This window comes from Aquamicrobium ahrensii, assembly GCF_040545755.1.
In the GTDB taxonomy this organism is placed as follows: Bacteria; Pseudomonadota; Alphaproteobacteria; order Rhizobiales; family Rhizobiaceae; genus Mesorhizobium; species Mesorhizobium ahrensii.
Genome location: NZ_JBEPMN010000005.1, coordinates 68,538 through 88,357, shown reverse-complemented (window position 1 = coordinate 88,357; position 19,820 = coordinate 68,538). Strand labels below are relative to the sequence as shown.

Sequence of the window (19,820 nt, the reverse complement as noted above, 5' to 3'; positions counted from 1 at the left end):
AAGGTCCGGAAATCAGATCAGCTTGTCGAGGATGAAAGGCTTGTCGTTATCCGGTTTCTTCGGTTCCGGCGGCAGCGGCTCCTTGTTGCGTTCCGCTTCCTTGCGCGCCTCGACGGCCGCCTCATAGGGCGTATCGAGGCCCGACTTGCGCCCGCAGGCGGCAACCGTAACCGTCGCGGCGACCAGCGCCAGCGTCACAAACATCCTGCCTGCGGTCATCGTTTCATCCGTCCGTGCTTCTGCCCAGATCTTTCTGCCAAGCCCAGAGCTTTTAGCCAAGTTTGGCCGCCATTGCACCCGCCTTCAACCCTTGGCGAGACGCTTTTTCCAGTAACGCACCTGACGGCGCACCTCGGCGGGGGCGGTGCCGCCGAAACTCTTGCGGCTCTTGACCGAATTCTGCACCGACAGCACCGAGAAGATATCCTGGGTGATCCCCTCGTGAATGGACTTCAGGTCATCGAGCGCCAGCCTTTCCAGCCCCACCTTCTTCTCTTCCGCCAGCGCCACCGCACGGCCGGTGACGTGATGCGCCTCACGGAAGGGGATGCCGAGTTCCCGCACAAGCCAGTCGGCGAGGTCGGTCGCTGTTGAGTAGCCGGAGCCGGCGGCTTGTCTCATCGCGGCGTCGTTGACCGTCAGGTCGCGCACCATGCCGGTCATCGCCGCCAGCATCAGGTCGAGCGTCTCGGCCGCGTCGAACACCGCTTCCTTGTCTTCCTGCATGTCCTTGGAATAGGTCAGCGGCAGGCCCTTCATGACGGTCAGGAGCCCGATCAGATGTCCATTGAGACGGCCGGTCTTGGCGCGCACCAGCTCCGCCGCGTCCGGGTTCTTCTTCTGCGGCATGATCGAGGAGCCGGTGGAGAAACTGTCGGAAAGGCGCACGAAGCCGAATTGCGGCGTCGACCAGATGACGATCTCCTCCGCCAGCCGCGACAGATGCGTGCCGGCGATGGAGGCGATGGACAGGAACTCCAGCGCGTAGTCGCGGTCGGAGACGCTGTCGAGCGAATTGCGGGTCGGTTCGCGGAAGCCGAGCGCACGGGCGGTCATGTGGCGGTCGATCGGGAAGCCGGTGCCGGCAAGCGCGGCCGCTCCCAGCGGGCTTTCGTCCATGCGCTCGATGGCGTCGCGCACCCGCGAAAGATCGCGCGCGAACATCTCGGCATAGGCCAGGCAATGATGGCCGAAGGTGACCGGCTGCGCGGTCTGGAGATGGGTGAAACCGGGCATCACCGTTTCGGCATGTTCTTCCGCACGCTCCACGAACGCCGCGATCAGGCCCTTGAGCGCTTCGGCGACGCGGTGGAATTCGTCCTTCACCCAAAGCCGGAAATCGACGGCCACCTGATCGTTGCGCGAGCGCGCCGTGTGCAGGCGGCCGGCGGCCGGGCCGATCAGCTCGGCCAGCCGCGCCTCGATGTTCATGTGGATGTCTTCGAGCTTCGTGGAGAAGGCGAACTCGCCGTCCTCGATCTCCTTGAGGACCGTCTTCAGACCGTCGGCGATCTTCTGCTGGTCTCCGGCCGAAATTATGCCGGTTTTGGCCAGCATCTCGCTGTGCGCGATCGAGCCTCTTATGTCCTGCGCGTAGAGCTTGCGGTCATAGCCGATGGAGGCGTTGATCGCTTCCATGATCGCGGCGGGACCCGAGGCAAATCGTCCGCCCCACATCTGGTTGCTGGCCTTCTTGTCGGTCATCGCTATAACCCCTGTCCGGAGCAGTTGATAAAATGGCAGACGGCAGAAAACTTTTCCCCACCACGCGCCTGATCGCGGCGGCCCTCGTGGCCGGCGCCGCAGCCGGCGCGCTCGCGGTATATGTCAGCGGCGGCCTTCCTGGCAACAACGCACCGGGCGAGACTGCCGCCGTCGCCGCACAGGATCGCGCCTGCGCCGCCAGGGCCGAACGCGCCAAGGAGGTCGCCTCTGCCGCGACTGGTCACGTCGCCGCCATGCTGCCGGCCGATCCGCCGCAATCGCTTTCCGCCCTCGCCTTCAACGGTCCCGATGGAAAGCCGGCTACGCTTGCCGGCCATGGCGGCAAGACCGTGCTCGTCAATCTGTGGGCCACATGGTGCGCGCCCTGCCGCGCCGAGATGCCGGCCCTCGATGAACTTCAGCAGAAAATGGGTGGCGACGAATTCGAGGTCGTGGCGATCAATGTCGACACCGGCGACGACGCGAAGCCGAAAGCCTTTCTTGACGAGATCGGCGTTTCTAGCCTCGCCTATTACAGCGACCATTCCATGGGCGTCTTCAACGATCTGAAGACGAAGGGGCTGGCGCTTGGCCTGCCCGTCACCGTTCTGGTCGACGGCGAAGGCTGCCTGCTGGCCCACATGAACGGTCCGGCGGAGTGGTCCACCCCGGACGCTCTGAAGCTTATCGGAACTGCGCTGGATGACGCCAAGTAAAGCCCGATCTGCGCACGGTCCTTAACCGGCTTTCATCATATCGACACGCGACTGTTGTCTGCCTGTCATATTCGCCCCATACTTCCGGCCGCGGAACTAAACTCCATTCGGCAATGATGTATCGGAGATGAAGATGAAGCTTCTGGGTATCGCAACCGGTCTTGCTACCGCACTCACTCTCTATTCCTCGGGAACAGCGCTTGCCGCCACCCAGATCAGCTGGTGGCACGCCATGACCGGCGCCAATGCCGAAGTGGTGGAAAAAATCGCCGGCGATTTCAACGCCAGCCAGAGCGATTATGAAGTCGTCCCCGTCTTCAAGGGCACCTATCCCGAGACGCTGAACGCCGGCATCGCCGCCTTCCGCGCCGGGCAGGCTCCCGATATCATCCAGGTCTTCGATGTCGGCACCGGCGTCATGATGGCCGCCGAGGGGGCCATCCGTCCGGTGGCGGAGGTGCTGGAAGGCGCCGGCCTGAAATTCGACAAGAGCCAGTATCTGCCCGGCATCGTCGCCTATTATTCGAAGCCCGACGGCACGATGCTGTCGTTCCCCTACAACTCATCTTCTCCGATCCTCTACTACAACAAGGATGTGTTCGAGAAAGCCGGCCTCGACGTGGACAACCCGCCCAAGACCTGGCAAGAGGTTTTCGAAGCGGCGAAGACGATCAAGACCAGCGGCGCGGCGGCCTGCGGATACACCTCGACCTGGCTGACCTGGATCCATCTTGAGAATTTCGCCGCCTGGAACAACATCTCCTACGGCACCAATGAGAACGGCCTCGCCGGCGGCGACGTCGAACTCAAGATCAACGCCCCGCTCTATGTCAATCACTTCCAGGCGATCGCCGATCTCGCGAAGGACGGCACCTTCAAATATGGCGGCCGCACATCCGAAGCCAAGCAGCTCTTCCTGGCGGGTGAATGCGGCATTCTCACCGAATCGTCGGGCGGCCTCGGCGATATCGTCAAGTCGGGCATGAATTACGGCATCGGTCAGCTGCCCTACGACAAGGACGGCGACGGGCCGCAGAACACCACGCCGGGCGGCGCCAGCCTGTGGGTGATGGCCGGCAAGTCGGACGAGCAGTACAAGGGCGTCGCGGCCTTCTTCAACTACCTGTCGCAGACCGACGTGCAGCAGTACCTGCACGAACAGTCCGGCTACCTGCCGGTGACGCTCGCCGCCTATGAGGCGACCAAGGCTTCGGACTTCTATGAAAAGAACCCCGGCCGCGAAACGCCGATCCTGCAGATGATGGGCAAGGCCCCGACCGAGAATTCCAAGGGCGTGCGCCTCGCCAACCTGCCGCAGGTGCGCGACATCGAGAACGAGGAGTTCGAGAAGATGCTGGCCGGTCAGCAGACGGCGCAGGAAGCGCTCGACGCCGCCGTCAAGCGCGGCGATGCGGCCATCAGTGAAGCCAACGCCAACTAGGCGCTCTCGCATGGACAGGGCGATGGCCGGCGTCATGCCGGTCCTCGCCTCGTCCGCATCTTTTGTCGCTGCCGGCCTGCCCATGCATGCCGCTTCACGCGGCGGGCCGCTCCCATCCTCCGCCCGCCATGCCCGAAAGCACGTCGTTCTGATGCCCGGACCAGCCTGTCTGAACCATCGGCTTGAAAGCGCTCGGTCTTTCTGCTCCGATGGCCCCGCTCGCGCTGCCCGAAGCCGAAGGTGACATACATGACGCCACGCGTCGTATTTCCCAACCGCATCCTGCCCTATCTGCTGGTCGCGCCACAGCTCGCCATCACCCTGATGTTTTTCTACTGGCCGGCGGGGCAGGCGCTCTACCAGTCCATGTTGCGCGAGGACCCGTTCGGCCTGCGCTCCCGTTTCGTGGGGTTCGCCAACTTCAGGAAAGTGCTGGCCGATCCCGCCTATCTGAACGCGGTCCACGTCACCGTCATTTTTTCCGTCGCCACCGCCGTCGTCGCCATGGGCGTAGCGCTGCTGCTGGCCGTGATGGCGGACAAGGTGGTGCACAGCCGCGGCCTTTACCGCACGCTGCTGATCTGGCCCTACGCGGTGGCGCCGGCCATCGCCGGCATGCTGTTCCTGTTCATGTTCAATCCATCGATCGGCACGCTGGCCGTGCTGCTGCGCAAGGCCGGCATATCATGGGACCCGCTGCTCAACAGCACGGACGCCATGGTGCTTGTGGTGACGGCGGCCGCCTGGAAGCAGATCAGCTACAATTTCCTGTTCTTCGTGGCGGGATTGCAGGCGATTCCGAAGACGCTGATCGAGGCGGCAGCGATAGACGGGGCCGGCGAGACGAAGCGTTTCTGGACCATCGTCTTCCCGCTGCTTGCGCCGACGACCTTCTTCCTGCTGGTGATCAACACCACCTACGCCTTCTTCGACACCTTCGGCATCATCCACGCGGTGACCGGCGGCGGCCCCGGCAAGGCCACGGAAACGCTGGTCTACAAGGTCTACAATGACGGCTTCGTCAATCTGATCCTCGGCGAATCCGCCGCCCAGTCGGTGATCCTGATGATCATCGTCATCGCGCTCACCGCCATCCAGTTCCGCTATGTGGAAAGGAAGGTGCATTATGGCTGACCCAAAAGCGCCCGCCAGCGGCGGCGAAAAGCTGATGATCGGCCAGTCCTCGGCCAGCATCTGGATCGCGCACGCCATCCTGATCCTCGGCGTCGTCATCGTCGCCTTCCCGATCTACTATACTTTCGTGGCGTCCACCCATTCGCTTCAGACGATCCTGCGCCCGCCGCTGCCGCTGCTGCCGGGGCCGGAATTCTGGACCAACTATTCGCAGGCGCTGGCGCGCGGCAGCACCCGCATCGGCGGCGTCGGGGTCGATACATTGCTGTTCAACACCACGGTGATGGCGCTGGGCATCGCCATCGGCAAGATCATCATCTCGATCCTGTCGGCCTACGCCATCGTGTTCTTCCGCTTTCCGCTCAGGATGACCTTCTTCTGGGTCATCTTCATCACCCTGATGCTGCCTGTGGAGGTGCGTATCCTGCCGACCTACAAGGTGATGGTCGATCTCGGGCTCATCGACACCTATGCCGGGCTGATCGTGCCGCTGATCGCCTCGGCCACGGCGACGCTGCTGTTCCGGCAGTTCTTCATGACCATTCCGGGCGAACTGGTTGAGGCGGCGCGCGTCGATGGCGCTGGGCCGTGGCGCTTCTTCTTCGACATACTGCTGCCCCTGTCGCGCACCAACATCGCGGCGCTCTTCGTCATCCTCTTCATCTATGGATGGACGCAATATCTGTGGCCGCTTCTGGTCACCAACAGCAACGACATGAACACCGTCGTCATCGCGCTGCGCAAGATGATCTCCTTCGCCGACGCCGACACCCAGTGGCATCTGGTCATGGTGACGTCGATCCTCGCCATCATCCCCCCGATCCTCGTGGTGGTGGCCATGCAGCGCTGGTTCGTCAAGGGTCTGGTCGAGTCGGAGAAATAGAATATGGCGACAGTCGATCTCAACGATGTGCGCAAGGTCTATGCCGGCGGCTTCGAAGCGGTGAAGGGCGTCTCGATCGCCATTCCCGACAAGGCTCTGTGCGTTCTGGTCGGCCCATCAGGCTGCGGCAAGTCCACGCTGCTGCGCATGATCGCCGGACTGGAGGCCATTTCGTCCGGCACGATCTCCATCGACGGCAAGGTCGTCAACAATATCGGCCCCACCGACCGCGACATCGCCATGGTGTTCCAGAACTACGCGCTCTATCCGCATATGAGCGTCTACGACAACATGGCCTACGGGCTGCGCAACCGCGGCACGCCCAGACCCGAGATCGACAGCCGCGTGCGCGCCACCGCAAAGACGCTCGAACTGGATCAGCTCCTCGACCGCAAGCCGCGCCAGCTATCGGGCGGCCAGCGCCAGCGCGTCGCCATGGGGCGCGCCATCGTGCGCAATCCCAAGGTGTTTCTGTTCGACGAGCCGCTCTCCAATCTTGACGCCAAGCTGCGCGGCCAGATGCGGGTCGAGATCAGGAACCTTCAGCGCAACCTCGGCGTCACTTCGGTCTACGTCACCCACGACCAGCTCGAAGCCATGACGCTGGCCGACATGCTGGTGGTCATGAACGCCGGGCTGATCGAGCAGATCGGCGCGCCGATGGATGTCTATGAAAAGCCGGCTTCCACCTTCGTCGCCGCTTTCATCGGCGCGCCGCCGATGAACCTGCTGGGGCTGACGCGCGCAGCTGACGGCGCGGCGACGGTCGCAGGCGGCGCGAAAATCCACGGGCAGATACCCGATGAGGCGGCGACCCTCGGCCTGCGGCCCGAGGATGCGCTGGTCTCGACATCCGAGGCTGCGCAAAAAGGCGCGCTCTCCCTGCCGGTGACAGTAGAGGCTGTGGAACCTGTCGGAATGGAAAGCTTCCTGCATTGCGCGCTTGCAGGCGAGCGGATCGTGGTGCGGGTGCCAGGCCGCAGCATGGTCCAGCCCGGCGACCGGCTGGAGATCGCAGCCGGCCTCGACCGGCTGCATTTCTTCGACAGGGACGGCAAGCGGGTCTGACGCAACTCCGGCAAAAGTGGAAACCGGTTTCCGTCCGGAATTGCGTAAGGGAAAAGCCCGCTGTCCCCGTAAACCAATCAGTTCGCGATGCGGCGGGCGAACTCGGCCAGCGCCTGCTGGTAGATGGTTGCGCGGTTCCAGTCGTTCCAGTGCTTGTAGTTGACCTGGCCCGGTCCGTAACCGCCGCCGGGCTGCCAGCCATGGCCGCGCAGGAAGTTTGCCGTCGAGGCCAGAACGTCGGCGCGCGAACGGATGAGATCGCGGTGGCCGTCGCCATCGAAATCGACGGCGTATTCCAGATATTTGGATGGCAGGAACTGGGTCTGCCCAAGTTCGCCGAAGCCGGCGCCCTTCATCTGGGCGGCCGAGATATAGCCCTTCTGGGCGATGATCAGCGCCGAATCCAGTTCATTGGTGAAGAACGCCGAGCGCCGACAGTCATAGGCCAGAGTGGCCAGCGGGCCGAACACGCTCTTGTTGCCGGAATTGGCGCCGAAGCCGGTTTCCATGCCCCAGATGGCCAGCAGCACTTCCGGCTGCACGCCGAAGCGCTGTTCGATACGACGCAGCAGCGAGGCTTCCGATTTCATGTAGCCCTTGGCTTTCTTGACATAGGAGGCCGGCGCGCGGCGCTGCATGAAATCCTCCAGGCTGCCACGGAACGCCTTGTGCTGGGCGCGGTCGATCTTGATGACGCCGGTCTCGTACTTGATGCCCTGCAACGGCCGCGTGTCGATGCCCCGCGCCTTGGCGTCGGCCTGATATGCGCCCACCCATGCGTTGAAGCCGCTGCCGTCGTTGCCGCATTGGCCGGCGGCCTGCGCCGCGCCGGCCGTCATCAAAGCGGCAAGTGCTGCCGCAGCAAAAATCCGTCCTTTGGCAAGAATTGCCATGCTGGTCTCCTGGTTGCCTGAAACACGTCCCCGCGCGAATTTGCCAGTCCAGCGTGCATTTGTCATCGCTGTCCGGCAAGCTTGCGCCGCAAGCCGGGCTCTGTGCAGGCGGAAGTCGATCTAAATGTGGCAAAGCGGCCACATGGAAGAAAGGCGACCGTTTACCCTGTATGCGATTGCGTCTGCGTCTTGTTTCACCTCGCCCGCAACATGCGTTACTGAGCGTAAGAGGCAAAATGCGGCGGAATATCAATGACGGCCAGTTCACGCGCTTTTGATCGATATCGCCGTTCCGCCGGCGAAAAGGCGACGCTGCCGCGGCTCGTCGCCGGCATGCTGGTCGTGATTGTCTGTTGGCTTGCGACCTCCTTCGCGGCGATCGGCATCGGCGTCTATCTCTTCGGCATGAACCGCATCGACGCTGGCGCAGCGTTCGAAACCGACCTGATGATGGATTTCCTCACCGCGCCGGCGGGCCTCGCCGCAATGCTCCTGTCCTTCTCGGGCATATGGATAGGACTGTGGCTGGCCATGCGCTTCGTGCACCGCCAACCTCTTTCCGCCCTGTTCGGCGCAGGCCGACGCCTGTCGCGCAGCGGCTTCGCCAGAGGCTTCACCGCGGTGATCCTGACCTCCCTGCTCTCGGAAGCGCTGGTCTTGCTGATCCGTCCGGAAATCGCCAGAAGCGCCATTTCGTCCGCAAGCTGGCTGATTTTCCTTCTTCCCGTCATTTTGCTGGCGTTCATCCAGACCTCGGCCGAGGAAGTTCTTTTCCGTGGCTATCTGATGCGGGCGCTGGCCGCCCGCTTTGCAAGCCCGCTCGTCTGGTTCGTGATGCCTGTCGTCGCCTTCACGGTATTGCACTGGGGGGCCTCGGCAAACCCGGCCGTCCATTTGTCGGGCGTGCTCACCATAGGGGCTTTCGCGCTGGTGCTGGCGGCGACGGTATGGCTGACCGGCAATCTGGGCGCGGCGTTCGGCGCGCACCTCGCCAACAATCTGTTCGGCTTCACGCTGATCTCCCATCAGGATACTTACGGGGCGCTGGCGCTGTACATGGGGGCGTCGCTCGAAGGTCCGGGCTGGACCGCGCTCGATGCGATGCTGCTCACCGTCATCGGCTTCATCTGCAGCACGCTGACCCTGGCTCTTCTGGTTCATCCGCGCTCGCCCCTGAAGCTGGAACCGGAGCCGGCCGACCTCGCAAACCCTGTCGAGGCCTCACCCCAGCCTTGACTCCGGCCTGTTTTTCCTGTTTTAAGCGCACAATTCTGCGACAAGTCTTCTTTTCGCGAAGCTGACCGGGGCGCGGGGCCTTCCATGGCCCGCCAGTCGACCCCGGAGGCCAACACCCGGCAGCGCGTTGCGCCCCCGGGTGCTTTTTGGCTTTGCTTTCGCTTGGAGAAAGACCCGAGCGGCACTACCTCTCGTCCATCCATGGACGGCAGGGAAAAGGAAGAGAAATGTTTGAATCGCTCCAGGAACGCCTTGGCTCGATCCTGAACGGCCTTACCGGCCGCGGCGCGCTGTCGGAGGCCGATGTCGCGGCCGCGCTGCGCGAGGTTCGCCGCGCCCTGCTGGAAGCGGACGTGGCGCTCGACGTCGTGCGCTCCTTCACCGACAAGGTGCGCGAGAGGGCGGTTGGCGCTGCGGTGCTGAAATCCATCAAGCCCGGCCAGATGGTCGTCAAGATCGTCCATGACGAGCTGGTCGCCATGCTGGGCGAAGAGGGCGTGCCGATCGACCTCAACGCCCCGGCTCCGGTCGTCATCATGATGGTCGGCCTGCAAGGCTCGGGCAAGACCACCACAAGCGCCAAGATCGCGCGCCGCCTGACCGACCGGCAGGGCAAGAAGGTGCTGATGGCTTCGCTGGACACCCGCCGTCCAGCCGCTCAGGAACAGCTTCGGCAGCTTGGCGAGCAGGTGAAGGTCGCCACGCTGCCTGTCGTCGCCGGCCAGTCGCCGGTCGACATCGCCCGCCGCGCCGTGCACGCGGCGAAGCTCGGCGGCCATGACGTCCTCATCCTCGACACAGCCGGCCGCACCCATATCGACGAGCCGCTGATGGTCGAGATGGCCGAGATCAAGGCCGCTTCGAATCCCCACGAAATCCTGCTGGTGGCCGACTCGCTGACCGGCCAGGACGCGGTCAACCTCGCCCGCAATTTTGACGAGCGCGTTGGCATCACCGGGCTGGTCCTCACCCGTATGGACGGTGACGGGCGCGGCGGCGCGGCGCTTTCGATGCGCGCCGTCACCGGCAAGCCGATCAAGCTCATCGGCACCGGCGAGAAGATGGACGCGCTGGAGGAATTCTATCCCAAGCGCATCGCCGACCGCATTCTTGGCATGGGCGACATCGTTTCGCTCGTGGAAAAGGCTGCCGAAACCATCGACGCGGAAAAGGCCGCGGCGATGGCGAAGAAGATGCAGTCGGGCAAGTTCGACCTGAACGATCTCGCCGACCAGCTCGGCCAGATGCAGAAGATGGGCGGCATGGGCGGCATCATGGGCATGATGCCCGGCATGGGCAAGATGAAGGACCAGATGGCCGCCGCCGGTCTCGACGACCGCATGTTCAAGCGCCAGCTCGCCATCATTTCCTCGATGACCAGGGCCGAGCGCGCCAATCCCGATATCCTCAAGCACAGCCGCAAGAAGCGCATCGCAGCCGGCTCCGGCGCCGATGCCGCCGAGATCAACAAGCTGCTCAAGATGCACCGTGGCATGGCCGACATGATGAAGGCCATGGGCGGCAAGGGCAAGGGCGGCGGCATGATGCGCGGCCTCATGGGCGGCCTCGCCTCGAAAATGGGCATGGGTGGTCTCGGGGGCGGCATGATGGGCGGCGGCATGCCGGACCTGTCGAAGATGGATCCCGGGCAACTCGAAGCGCTCAGGAAGCAGGCCGAAGCGGCCGGCCTCGGCAAGGGAGCCTCAGGGGGTCTTCCAGGCGGCCTGCCCGGCGGTTTGCCCGGTCTGGGCGGCGGCGGTCTTCCGGGCCTGCCCGGCGGCATGAAGCTGCCCGGTCTTGGCGGCCTGCCCGGCGGCAAGAAGAAGTGAGGGGACGATGAGCGAAGACAAAAACCTCGACGAGGCGAAGCGCCTGCTGGCAGGCTATCGCTCATCGATCGACAATATCGACGCCGCACTCATCCACATGCTGGCCGAGCGCTTCCGCTGCACCAAGGCGGTGGGCGTACTCAAGGCCACCTATGGCCTGCCGCCCGCCGATCCGGCGCGCGAAGGCGAGCAGATCGAGCGACTGCGTCGGCTGGCCAATGACGCCCATCTCGACCCCGACTTCGCGGAGAAGTTCCTGAACTTCGTCATTCGCGAGGTCATCCGCCACCACGAGCATATCGCCGCCAATGGCGGCGCCTCCCAATCCGGCTGAACCTTCGCCGGACCATATACAGACCCAAGACATCAGAGCTTTAGGAGAAAGAAAATGGCACTGAAGATCCGACTGGCCCGCGCGGGCTCCAAGAAGCGTCCCTACTACCACATCGTCATCGCCGACGTGCGCAGCCCGCGCGACGGCCGTTTCATCGAGATCGTGGGCGCCTGGAACCCGATGCTGCCGAAGGACGGCGATCGCGTGAAGGTCGACGCCGACCGCGTCAAGCACTGGCTCGACAACGGCGCCCTGCCGACCGACCGCGTCGCCCGCTTCCTCGATCAGGCCGACATCGCCAAGCGCGAAGCCCGCTCGAACCCGACCAAGGGCCTGCCCGGCAAGAAGGCGCAAGAGCGCGACGCCCTGCTGAAGAAGGCGCAGGAAGACGCCGCCGCCGCTCTGGCCGCCGCTGCTGCCCCGGCTGAAGCCGGCGCGGAATAAGTCAAAGCTTACATTTCGGAAAAGGCCGCACCGGACACCCGGCGCGGCCTTTTTTTCATGATGCCGGCAGGCTCAGTAGCCGTCCCTGTAGGAGCGGCGGCCATAATAGCGATCGTCATAGCGGCCGTACCGATCATAGCGATTGCCCTGATAGCGATCATCGTAGCCGCGCGGGCACTGCGCCGTGTAGACGCGGCCATACCGGTCGCGGTAGCGACAGCGGTTCGGCTCGTTGGCCGAGCCGATCAGCGCCCCCGCCACGGCCCCTACCGCGCCGCCAACCAGCGCGCCCTCGGCACGGTTTCCGGGCGAGGCGACAGCCGATCCGATGGCTGCGCCGCCCAGGCCGCCGATAGCCGCACCCTGTTCGGTCTGCGAGCATGCGGCAAGCGGCACAAGCAGACCCATCAGCACGATCAACTTCTTCATTGTCTCAACCTCTCGCGGACAATTTCTGTCCCTCATCACCCCGGATAACGTGCGGAAGCCGGATTCGATCCGGAGCGGCCACGGAATCGGCGACAGCCCGCTGATGAGCAGCAATTGAACGCGATTCCGGCATCCGACACCCCATGCGAAGGTTGACAGGAGCAAGCCTCGTCGTTTATGAGCCTGTCACAACTTCGGCGCGCTTTTGGGCGCGCTTTTCAGTTACGCCCGCGAAGGGCCAAATTGACGGGCAATACCATGAAGATCAAGAACTCGCTCAAGGCGCTGAAGGCACGTCACCGCGACAACCGCCTGGTTCGCCGCAAGGGCCGCATCTACATCATCAACAAGACCGACCCGCGCTACAAGGCCCGTCAGGGCTGAGCCGCACGTCTGCCGGCTGCGAGCCTTTCAAGGGCTCCGGCGTTCCGGTTGCGGAACTCACGCGAAATTCAGTTTGACGAAGCGCATGACAGGGCTAGATTCCCTTTCATGCGCTTTGTCATTCTCATCGGCGCGACAGTCCTGTCGCTAAGCGCCGCAGCCTTCGCCGCTGCGGCCGACGAGCCGGTGCGTAATGGCGCATCCCCGGAAAACACGATCGAAAAACCTGCCGAAAGCCGCGAGCAGAAACTCGACCGGTTGTTTGGCGAACTGAAGCGCGAAGGCGACGCCAGGTCCGCCGAGCGCATAGCGCGCCGTATCCAGCAGGAATGGTCGCAATCGGGCAGCGCCTCGGTCGATCTCATGATGCAATGGGCGCAGAAGGCGGCGGCGGCCCGCAAATATGATGTGGCGCTCGACTTCCTCGATCAGGTGGTGACCTTGCAGCCGGATTTCGCCGAAGGCTGGAACCGGCGCGCCACGATCCACTACACGATGAAGAACTACGCCAAGTCGATGGCCGACATTGACCGCACGCTGAAGCTGGAGCCGCGCCATTACGGGGCGATCTCCGGTCTGGCCCGGATCATGTCCGACACCGACCGCAAGGAACCCGCCATCAACGCCTGGCAGCGCGTCCTCGACATCTATCCGGCCCTGCGCGCGGCGCAGGACCAGTTAGGAACGCTGTCCGAGGACATTGCCGGACAGAGCATCTAGAGCATTTCCAGCAAAAGTGTGAAACGGTTTTGCGCCCGCAAATGCGGCCAAAACAATGAGATAGAGCGGTTCTGCCGATTCAATGAAAACCAGAACCGCTCACATCTAGCGCATGTCGCCCGAAAGCGGGAAACGCTTTCGGGCGACATGCCTCAAAACAAAAGGCTTAAATCACAGCAAGCAAATCCGGAAGAACGCGGCGCGCTCTGGAGCGCCGCCCAACCGATGCTGCGGCCAGCTTTCGCCGACGGCGCTATTTGCCGGCGGCTCCTTCCGCCCCGATATCCGCGATACGCAGCATGTTGGTCGCCCCCGAGGTGCCGAGCGGCACACCCGCGGTGATGATGATGCGTCCGCCCGCACTGGCAAATCCTTCCTGCACCGCGATACGGCAGGCGCGATCCACCATGTCGTCCAGATCGGTGGCGTCCCTTGTCACCACGCAATGGGTGCCCCATGCGAGCGACAGGCGGCGGGCCGTCTCGAGGATCGGCGACAGGGCGATGATCGGCACCTTCGGGCGCTCGCGTGCGGCGCGTAGGCCGGTGGCGCCGGAAGCCGTGTAGGTGACGATGGCCGACAGTTCGAGCGTCTCGGCGATTTCACGCGCAGCGTAGGAGATGGCGTCCGGGCCGGTCGGCTCCGGCGTCGAACGCTGGGCGTTGATGATGGCCGGATAGGTGGGGTCCTTCTCGACGCGCTCGGCGATACGGTTCATGGTGGCGACGGCCTCGACCGGATAGGCGCCAGCGGCGGATTCGGCCGACAGCATGATGGCGTCGGCGCCCTCGAACACGGCGGTCGCCACGTCCGACACTTCAGCGCGGGTCGGCACGGGCGCCGAGATCATCGATTCCAGCATCTGGGTGGCCACCACAACCGGCTTGCCGGCCTTGCGGGCGGCGCGGGTGATCTGCTTCTGTATGCCGGGCACGGCCTCTGGCGGCATTTCCACGCCGAGATCGCCGCGCGCCACCATCAGCGCGTCGGTCAGCTCCATGATTTCGGCGAGGCGCGTCACGGCCTGCGGCTTTTCGATCTTCGACAGGAGAAGCGCACGGCCATTGGCGATCTTGCGGGCTTCCACCAGATCCTCGGGGCGCTGGATGAAGGAGAGTGCGATCCAGTCGACGCCGGCTTCCAGCGCCGCGTCTAGATCGGCGCGGTCCTTCTCGGTCAGCGCGCCGACCGGCAGGTCCGTATCGGGCAGCGACACGCCCTTGCGGTCGGAGATCGACGTACCGGCCACCACCACGCATTCGATGGAGCGGCCGTCGCATTTCACAGCCTTCAGTTCCAGCTTGCCGTCGTCGATCAGCAGCCGGTGTCCGGGCTCCACCGACTTCAGGATTTCAGGATGCGGCAGGTGAACGCGCGCGGCGTCGCCCGCAACGGTGTCGTCATCAAGCGTGAAGGTTTGGCCGACGGCAAGCGTTTCCTTGCCGTTGGCGAAGCGGCCGACACGCAGCTTCGGTCCTTGCAGATCGGCGAGAATGCCGATCGGACGCCCGACCTCGGCCTCGACGGCCCGGATGCGGCCGATCAGCGTGCGCATAAGCTCGTGATCGGCGTGGCTCATATTGATGCGGAAGACGTCCGCACCGGCTTCGAAGAGTTTCTTCAGCGTGGCCTGCTCGGAAGAGGCGGGCCCGATTGTTGCGAGTATCTTGACCTTGCGGCTGCGTCTCATTGACCGTTCGTTCCTGAGGCCGAAGCCCCCTCAGTTGCCGGCTGCTCGGTCAGCTGGACCATCCAGCTCGACTGCTCTCCGGTGTCGTATTCCTGAAAGCCGGCCCGCTGGAAGCCCCGTGCCACGCAGTCGGTGACGCCGGCGATCTTGAATTCCTTTTCCGCCACGCACATGTTGATCGGCCCGTCCCAGCGGCCGCCGCGTTCGGCGTCTTCTGCATAGAGATAGTAAAACCGCGATGACAGCGGCCCCTCGATCAGCGTCTTGCAGCTCGACGCCTCGATGTGCCACCAGCCCTCGGTGATCCAGCCCGCCTTCGCCCGGTAGCCGATGCCGACGCCGACCAGATTCTGGGTGGCGTTGCAGACCCGGAAATCGGCATGCGCTGGCGCGGCCTGCGCCAGAACGGCGATCGCAGCCGCCACGAATGGCAGCGCCGCCAGGAGCGCTCTGCGTACGCCGGAACGGACCCTGTTCATACCCCTCAGCATCGATCCCATCATGTGCTTCAGTCCCTTTTCGGCAAAGTGCATACGCATGTCAACGCGGCGCAGCACATAAATCCAATCGATTTAAATCAGCAGAACGTGGCGATGTCCCGCCCGCGGCGCAATTCTGGAAAAAACCTTGTCCAAACCACGGCCCGACCCGCGATCCAAAGCACAGGCTAAAGCACAGCCCCAAGCACAGCATTGCACGCATGCCCTCTTCGTGGGATGAGATTAGAGCATTTCCGCTTCCTCCAGAATCACGGAAACGTTGCAGGATGCTGTTTCTGTGCAATTCCGGATGGGAGGCCGGTTCCCACTTTAACTTCCGAACGCTCTACCACCCAGCCCGGAACGAAAGACGGACGTTTCTTTCCAGCCATGACCCGATCCACAGTTTTCGCCCCTTTCGATCTCATTGAAGGCGACGCCGGCCGCGGCGTCCTGCTGGTCTGCGATCATGCCAGACGCGACCTGCCGCAGAATTACGGCGCCCTCGGGCTGCCGGCGGCGGAGTTCGAGCGCCACATCGCCTATGACATCGGCGTCGAGACGGTGACGCGCGAACTCGCCGCCCTGCTCGGCGCGCCGGCGGTTCTGGCCAACTTCTCGCGGCTGCTGATCGACCCCAATCGCGGCGAGGACGATCCGACCCTCATCCGTCAACTTTACGATGGCTCCATCATCACCGGCAACTATCCGCTTTCCGAAACGGAGCGGCAACGCCGGCTCGACATGTTCTATCGGCCCTACCACGACGCCATTTCAGCCGCGACGGCGACGGTCGCCGCACGCTCCGGCCGCGCGCCCTTTCTGTTTTCGGTGCATTCCTTCACCCCCTTCATGCAGGGCATCGCCCGGCCATGGCATGTCGGCGTGCTATGGGACAGCGACGACCGCGTGGCGAAACCGCTGATCGAGGCGCTCGCCGGCGATGGTTCGCTCATCGTCGGCGACAACGAACCTTATGACGGCGCCCTGCGCGGCGACACCATGTTCCGCCATGCCATCGTCAACGGCTATCCGCATGCGCTGATCGAGATCCGGCAGGATCTGATCGCCACGGCGCGGACGGCCCGCAACTGGGCGAAGCGCCTCGCCCCAATCGTTGACGCGATCAACCGGCGTCCCGATATACATGAGGTGCGACGCTTCGGCTCGCGCACCGGCCCGACGTAAGAGGAGGATTGTGATGACGCGGATCGACGAGACCAGGCAGCGCGATTTCGAGGCCGCTGCATTCCGCCGCCTGCTCAGGCACCTGCGCGAACGCACGGACGTCCAGAACATCGACCTGATGAACCTCGCCGGCTTCTGCCGCAACTGCCTCGCCAACTGGTATCGCGAGGCCGCTGAGGCCGAGGGCACGGCGCTTTCCAAGGACGAGGCGCGCGAGATCGTCTACGGCATGCCCTATGACGAGTGGCGCAGTCGCCACCAGCTTGAGGCGTCCGACGCGCAGAAAGCCGCCTTCGATCAGAACCGGCCCAAGGATCACTGAGCATCCTCCAGGTCGCATCGAACGCGCGTTTCGCTTCCACGCCGATCTCCGCGCACGGGTGCGGTATGCGGTCGCCTTCCAACGGTACATGAGGAACATGGAGCGCGCCTGACGTTCCGGCAACAACCCGACAAGCGCCCATTCCGCGACAGGATCGCGGGACGGACATCGGTGAAACCCCGATGCGGCTCGCCAACCCGCTGATTGGACGCGGCGCATGAAACGATTTAAAAGGCGGTCGTCTTCAGCCCTTCGGATTATCAACCATGGATGAACAGAGCCGGAAGAGGATTGCCGTGCGCGGACGCTGGGCGGTCGCCGCCATGTTCCTCGTCAATGGTTTCATCACCGGAAGCTGGGCGCCCCAGATCCCGGTCCTGCTGGCGCGGCTGGAAATCAGCAAATTCACGCTTGGCCTTCTCATCCTGCTGTTCGGCGCTGGCGCGGTGGTCGCCATGTCGTGGTGCGGGCATCTGATCGCACGGCATGGCTCGCGCACCGTTCTTACCCGCTTCGCCATCGCCGCCAGCTTTGGCCTGCTTCTGGTGGCGCTGGCCCCCAACGTGGCTCTGGCGGCGCCGGCCATGGTTGTCTTCGGCGGCCTGATCGGCGCCATGGATGTGGCCATGAACACCAATGCCGTAGTGGCGGAACGCCGGCTGGAGCGCGCCATCATGTCGTCATCGCACGGTTTCTGGAGCCTTGGCGGCTTCGTCGGCGGCGGACTGGGCGGTGTGGGCATCCAGATGCTCGGGCATCTGGCCCACGCCGCGATCATCACCGCCATCGCCTTCGCCGGCGTCATGCTGGCCGCGCGTCATCTGGTGTCGGAGAACCGCCCCGCCGCCGCCGCCGCACGCGCCCGTTTCGCGCTGCCGCGCAATCCTCTCATCTACCTCATCGGCATCATGGCGCTGTTTTCGATGACGCCGGAAGGCGCGGTGCTCGACTGGGCGGCGCTCTATCTGCAGCAGGAGCTTGGCGCTGACCTCGCCACGGCGAGCCTCGCCTTCGCCGCCTTCTCCGGGGTCATGGCCTGCATGCGCTTTGCCGGCGACGCGGTGCGCAACCGCTTCGGAGCGGTGACGACACTTCGCGTCTGCGCGCTCCTCGCCGCCGCCGGCATGCTGGGGGCCGGGCTCGCCTTCTCGCCATGGATGGCGATCGTCTGCTTCGCCTTCTGCGGCGTCGGCATCGCCAACATGGTGCCGATCGCGTTTTCCGCCGCCGGCAACCAGCACGGCATACCCTCGGGCGTCGGCATGAGCGTGGTTACGACCATGGGTTATTGCGGCATTCTGGTCGCGCCGTCGGCCATCGGCTTCGTGGCCGAGCATATCGGCTTCGGGCCGGTTTTCATCGGCCTGTCGGGACTGCTGTTCATCGTCTTCCTGATGGCCGGACTGGCGCATCGCGCGGATTTCAGCCTCAGCCAGCCAGCGGAATAGGGCGTATCGGAGGCGTCAGCGAAGCGCCCCGCCGTGATATGAAAAAACGAGGCCGATGTCAGATCCGGCCCATCAGCACCATGATCAGCAGCACCACCAGAAGCACGCCCACGATACCGGAAGGGCCGTAACCCCAGTTGCGCGAATAGGGCCAGCTCGGAATGGCGCCGATCAGGATGAGAACCAGAACGATGATAAGAAGCGTCGTGAGCGGCATGACTGAACTCTCCCGCCAGTAAGTGTCTCATTCCACAATGCGCGAACCGGTCCGGACGTTCCAATCTCCTTTGCAGGCATGAAAAAACCCGGGCGCGAGGCCCGGGTTTTTCTTGTCTGGTTCAGGCTGCGGCTCAGGCGGCCTTTTCCAGCTTGCCTTCCCACTTGCCGAGCGCGGCCAGCGAGTTCATGCGGGCGCGATGCGTGAACGCGGCCTGCGCGGCGGCGACGTTCTCAGCCTTGCCCGACCATGCCTTCTGCGGCGCGGCCTGGAGGGCGCGGCCATAGGAGAAGGTCAGCTTCCACGGATGCGGGCCGATGGCGTTGATGGCGTTGAGGTTGGCGGTGGCCTCCTCGTCCGACTGGCCGCCCGACAGGAAGGCGATGCCCGGAACGGCGGCCGGAACCACTTCGCGGAACAGCTTGATGGTCCTCTCGGCGACTTCCTCGGGCGTGTTGCTGATCCCCGACTTCTTGCCCCCGATGACCATGTTCGGCTTCAGGATCGTGCCTTCGAGGACCACGTCGGCGGCGTTCAGCTCGGCGTAGAGCTGGAGCAGCGTGACCTTGGTGACCTCATAGCAGGTGTCGATGTCATGAGCGCCGTCCATCAGCACTTCCGGCTCGACGATCGGCACGATGCCGGCTTCCTGGCAGAGCGCCGCATAGCGGGCCAGCGCATGACAGTTGGCGTCGATCGTGTAGCCCGAGGGAACAGCCTCTTCCTCGTTGATATCGATCACGGCGCGCCACTTGGCGAAACGGGCGCCGAGCTTGTGATATTCGGCCAGACGCTCACGCAGGCCGTCGAGGCCTTCGGTGATGGTGTCGCCGGGGAAAGCGGCCAGCGGCTTGGCGCCGGCGTCGACCTTGATGCCGGGGATAGCGCCGGCGGCCTTGATGACGTCGACCAGCGGCGTGCCGTCGGCCGCTTTCTGGCGGATGGTCTCGTCGTAAAGGATGACACCGGAAATGTAGCTGGTCATCGCCTCTTCGGTGCGGAACATCAGCTCACGGTAGTCGCGGCGGTTGTTTTCCGTGGATTCGACGCCGATGACGTCAAAGCGCTTCTTGATCGTTCCGGAACTTTCATCCGCCGCAAGAATGCCCTTGCCGCTGGCCACCATGGCCGCGGCGATATCTTCAAGACGTTCGCTCATAGAGTCACTCCTAAATAAAGCACCGGCTGGATGGGATGCCCGCCGCATAGCAGAACCCGCCCGGCAAAGGAATGCCGCCGCCGGGTCCTAATCGATTGAAAG

At 64.0% G+C, this 19,820-nt stretch carries 20 protein-coding genes and 2 pseudogenes; 14 read left to right on the top strand and 8 right to left on the bottom strand.

Translation table 11 applies throughout. The annotated features are described in order from the left end of the window. Positions 1 to 12 precede the first annotated feature (12 nt). Together ABID44_RS08900 and argH are read right to left on the bottom strand one after the other, a co-directional pair. Positions 13 to 219, bottom strand: coding sequence for an LptM family lipoprotein (locus tag ABID44_RS08900; protein ID WP_354151349.1), 207 nt, complete (start codon positions 217 to 219; stop codon positions 13 to 15). A gap of 84 nt (positions 220 to 303) precedes the next feature. Beyond that, the gene (gene argH, locus ABID44_RS08895; protein ID WP_354151348.1) at positions 304 to 1,704 is read right to left on the bottom strand and encodes an argininosuccinate lyase; all 1,401 of its coding nucleotides are present in this window, start codon (positions 1,702 to 1,704) and stop codon (positions 304 to 306) included. 32 nt (positions 1,705 to 1,736) lie between these two features. Here argH and tlpA point away from each other — a divergent pair, with 32 nt between their 5' ends. The 5 genes from tlpA (at position 1,737) to ABID44_RS08870 (ending at position 6,946) form a co-directional block, all read left to right on the top strand. Next, positions 1,737 to 2,420: a thiol:disulfide interchange protein TlpA gene (gene tlpA, locus ABID44_RS08890; RefSeq protein ID WP_354151347.1), complete on the top strand. Its 684-nt coding sequence runs from the start codon at positions 1,737 to 1,739 to the stop codon at positions 2,418 to 2,420. Positions 2,421 to 2,553: 133 nt separating this feature from the next. Then, a complete protein-coding gene (gene ugpB, locus ABID44_RS08885) occupies positions 2,554 to 3,861 on the top strand; it encodes a sn-glycerol-3-phosphate ABC transporter substrate-binding protein UgpB (protein ID WP_354151346.1) in 1,308 nt (435 codons plus the stop codon). A 249-nt stretch (positions 3,862 to 4,110) separates the two neighbouring features. Further along, positions 4,111 to 4,995, top strand: coding sequence for a sn-glycerol-3-phosphate ABC transporter permease UgpA (gene ugpA, locus ABID44_RS08880; protein WP_354151345.1), 885 nt, complete (start codon positions 4,111 to 4,113; stop codon positions 4,993 to 4,995). Between the two features lie 34 nt (positions 4,996 to 5,029). Beyond that, positions 5,030 to 5,878: a sn-glycerol-3-phosphate ABC transporter permease UgpE gene (ugpE, locus tag ABID44_RS08875; protein ID WP_354151498.1), complete on the top strand. Its 849-nt coding sequence runs from the start codon at positions 5,030 to 5,032 to the stop codon at positions 5,876 to 5,878. 3 nt (positions 5,879 to 5,881) lie between these two features. Next, on the top strand, positions 5,882 to 6,946 hold the full coding sequence (locus ABID44_RS08870) for a sn-glycerol-3-phosphate import ATP-binding protein UgpC (RefSeq protein ID WP_354151344.1): 1,065 nt from the start codon (positions 5,882 to 5,884) through the stop codon (positions 6,944 to 6,946). Between the two features lie 77 nt (positions 6,947 to 7,023). On the opposite strand, the gene ABID44_RS08865 is transcribed toward ABID44_RS08870, so the two are convergent. After that, entirely contained in the window at positions 7,024 to 7,839 is an 816-nt protein-coding gene (locus ABID44_RS08865; RefSeq protein ID WP_354151343.1) for a lytic murein transglycosylase, read from the bottom strand. A gap of 252 nt (positions 7,840 to 8,091) precedes the next feature. On the opposite strand from ABID44_RS08865, the gene ABID44_RS08860 reads away from it, so the two are divergent. The 4 genes from ABID44_RS08860 to rpsP all read left to right on the top strand — a co-directional run bounded on the left by ABID44_RS08860 (position 8,092) and on the right by rpsP (position 11,682). Further along, entirely contained in the window at positions 8,092 to 9,075 is a 984-nt protein-coding gene (locus ABID44_RS08860) for a CPBP family intramembrane glutamic endopeptidase (protein ID WP_354151342.1), read from the top strand. A 227-nt stretch (positions 9,076 to 9,302) separates the two neighbouring features. After that, positions 9,303 to 10,904, top strand: a complete 1,602-nt coding sequence (gene ffh, locus ABID44_RS08855) for a signal recognition particle protein (protein WP_354151341.1) — start codon at positions 9,303 to 9,305, stop codon at positions 10,902 to 10,904. Positions 10,905 to 10,911: 7 nt separating this feature from the next. After that, positions 10,912 to 11,238, top strand: coding sequence for a chorismate mutase (locus ABID44_RS08850; RefSeq protein ID WP_354151340.1), 327 nt, complete (start codon positions 10,912 to 10,914; stop codon positions 11,236 to 11,238). Positions 11,239 to 11,292: 54 nt separating this feature from the next. Continuing rightward, positions 11,293 to 11,682, top strand: coding sequence for a 30S ribosomal protein S16 (gene rpsP, locus ABID44_RS08845; protein WP_354151339.1), 390 nt, complete (start codon positions 11,293 to 11,295; stop codon positions 11,680 to 11,682). Positions 11,683 to 11,856: 174 nt separating this feature from the next. Here rpsP and ABID44_RS08840 read toward each other — a convergent pair. Beyond that, positions 11,857 to 12,111 (bottom strand): annotated as a pseudogene (locus ABID44_RS08840) (YMGG-like glycine zipper-containing protein); the annotation flags it as partial. Between the two features lie 258 nt (positions 12,112 to 12,369). Between ABID44_RS08840 and ykgO the strand changes: the two are divergent. Both ykgO and ABID44_RS08830 read left to right on the top strand, forming a co-directional pair. Next, a complete protein-coding gene (gene ykgO / locus ABID44_RS08835; protein ID WP_035022199.1) occupies positions 12,370 to 12,495 on the top strand; it encodes a type B 50S ribosomal protein L36 in 126 nt (41 codons plus the stop codon). A gap of 108 nt (positions 12,496 to 12,603) precedes the next feature. Next, positions 12,604 to 13,215, top strand: coding sequence for a tetratricopeptide repeat protein (locus ABID44_RS08830; RefSeq protein WP_354151338.1), 612 nt, complete (start codon positions 12,604 to 12,606; stop codon positions 13,213 to 13,215). Between the two features lie 253 nt (positions 13,216 to 13,468). On the opposite strand, the gene pyk is transcribed toward ABID44_RS08830, so the two are convergent. Further along, positions 13,469 to 14,905 carry a pyruvate kinase gene (gene pyk, locus ABID44_RS08825; protein WP_354151337.1) on the bottom strand — a complete coding sequence of 479 codons (1,437 nt, stop codon included), beginning with the start codon at positions 14,903 to 14,905 and terminating at the stop codon, positions 13,469 to 13,471. Further along, positions 14,902 to 15,291: pseudogene (locus ABID44_RS08820) on the bottom strand (DUF1036 domain-containing protein); the annotation flags it as partial. The pseudogene ABID44_RS08820 and the gene pyk, both read right to left, overlap by 4 nt. Before the next feature lie 483 nt (positions 15,292 to 15,774). Here ABID44_RS08820 and ABID44_RS08815 point away from each other — a divergent pair. The 3 genes from ABID44_RS08815 to ABID44_RS08805 all read left to right on the top strand — a co-directional run bounded on the left by ABID44_RS08815 (position 15,775) and on the right by ABID44_RS08805 (position 18,342). Then, positions 15,775 to 16,572: an N-formylglutamate amidohydrolase gene (locus tag ABID44_RS08815; protein ID WP_354151335.1), complete on the top strand. Its 798-nt coding sequence runs from the start codon at positions 15,775 to 15,777 to the stop codon at positions 16,570 to 16,572. A 13-nt stretch (positions 16,573 to 16,585) separates the two neighbouring features. Further along, positions 16,586 to 16,894: a DUF1244 domain-containing protein gene (locus tag ABID44_RS08810; RefSeq protein ID WP_354151334.1), complete on the top strand. Its 309-nt coding sequence runs from the start codon at positions 16,586 to 16,588 to the stop codon at positions 16,892 to 16,894. Between the two features lie 266 nt (positions 16,895 to 17,160). Next, positions 17,161 to 18,342 (top strand): MFS transporter, encoded by a 1,182-nt coding sequence (locus ABID44_RS08805; protein ID WP_354151333.1) that lies wholly within the window; start codon positions 17,161 to 17,163, stop codon positions 18,340 to 18,342. Positions 18,343 to 18,400: 58 nt separating this feature from the next. Here ABID44_RS08805 and ABID44_RS08800 read toward each other — a convergent pair whose 3' ends face one another. Further along, the gene (locus ABID44_RS08800; RefSeq protein WP_354151332.1) at positions 18,401 to 18,559 is read right to left on the bottom strand and encodes a DUF3309 family protein; all 159 of its coding nucleotides are present in this window, start codon (positions 18,557 to 18,559) and stop codon (positions 18,401 to 18,403) included. Positions 18,560 to 18,692: 133 nt separating this feature from the next. After that, on the bottom strand, positions 18,693 to 19,718 hold the full coding sequence (locus ABID44_RS08795) for a class I fructose-bisphosphate aldolase (protein WP_354151331.1): 1,026 nt from the start codon (positions 19,716 to 19,718) through the stop codon (positions 18,693 to 18,695). Positions 19,719 to 19,820: the final 102 nt, after the last annotated feature.

Excerpts from the sequence above, each read along its gene's own strand:
- ABID44_RS08900 (WP_354151349.1), bottom strand. The coding sequence starts at position 219 with ATGACCGCAGGCAGGATGTTTGTGACGCTGGCGCTGGTCGCCGCGACG.
- argH (WP_354151348.1), bottom strand. The coding sequence starts at position 1,704 with ATGACCGACAAGAAGGCCAGCAACCAGATGTGGGGCGGACGATTTGCC.
- tlpA (WP_354151347.1), top strand. The coding sequence starts at position 1,737 with ATGGCAGACGGCAGAAAACTTTTCCCCACCACGCGCCTGATCGCGGCG.
- ugpB (WP_354151346.1), top strand. The coding sequence starts at position 2,554 with ATGAAGCTTCTGGGTATCGCAACCGGTCTTGCTACCGCACTCACTCTC.
- ugpA (WP_354151345.1), top strand. The coding sequence starts at position 4,111 with ATGACGCCACGCGTCGTATTTCCCAACCGCATCCTGCCCTATCTGCTG.
- ugpE (WP_354151498.1), top strand. The coding sequence starts at position 5,030 with ATGATCGGCCAGTCCTCGGCCAGCATCTGGATCGCGCACGCCATCCTG.
- ABID44_RS08870 (WP_354151344.1), top strand. The coding sequence starts at position 5,882 with ATGGCGACAGTCGATCTCAACGATGTGCGCAAGGTCTATGCCGGCGGC.
- ABID44_RS08865 (WP_354151343.1), bottom strand. The coding sequence starts at position 7,839 with ATGGCAATTCTTGCCAAAGGACGGATTTTTGCTGCGGCAGCACTTGCC.
- ABID44_RS08860 (WP_354151342.1), top strand. The coding sequence starts at position 8,092 with ATGACGGCCAGTTCACGCGCTTTTGATCGATATCGCCGTTCCGCCGGC.
- ffh (WP_354151341.1), top strand. The coding sequence starts at position 9,303 with ATGTTTGAATCGCTCCAGGAACGCCTTGGCTCGATCCTGAACGGCCTT.
- ABID44_RS08850 (WP_354151340.1), top strand. The coding sequence starts at position 10,912 with ATGAGCGAAGACAAAAACCTCGACGAGGCGAAGCGCCTGCTGGCAGGC.
- rpsP (WP_354151339.1), top strand. The coding sequence starts at position 11,293 with ATGGCACTGAAGATCCGACTGGCCCGCGCGGGCTCCAAGAAGCGTCCC.
- ykgO (WP_035022199.1), top strand. The coding sequence starts at position 12,370 with ATGAAGATCAAGAACTCGCTCAAGGCGCTGAAGGCACGTCACCGCGAC.
- ABID44_RS08830 (WP_354151338.1), top strand. The coding sequence starts at position 12,604 with ATGCGCTTTGTCATTCTCATCGGCGCGACAGTCCTGTCGCTAAGCGCC.
- pyk (WP_354151337.1), bottom strand. The coding sequence starts at position 14,905 with ATGAGACGCAGCCGCAAGGTCAAGATACTCGCAACAATCGGGCCCGCC.
- ABID44_RS08815 (WP_354151335.1), top strand. The coding sequence starts at position 15,775 with ATGACCCGATCCACAGTTTTCGCCCCTTTCGATCTCATTGAAGGCGAC.
- ABID44_RS08810 (WP_354151334.1), top strand. The coding sequence starts at position 16,586 with ATGACGCGGATCGACGAGACCAGGCAGCGCGATTTCGAGGCCGCTGCA.
- ABID44_RS08805 (WP_354151333.1), top strand. The coding sequence starts at position 17,161 with ATGGATGAACAGAGCCGGAAGAGGATTGCCGTGCGCGGACGCTGGGCG.
- ABID44_RS08800 (WP_354151332.1), bottom strand. The coding sequence starts at position 18,559 with ATGCCGCTCACGACGCTTCTTATCATCGTTCTGGTTCTCATCCTGATC.
- ABID44_RS08795 (WP_354151331.1), bottom strand. The coding sequence starts at position 19,718 with ATGAGCGAACGTCTTGAAGATATCGCCGCGGCCATGGTGGCCAGCGGC.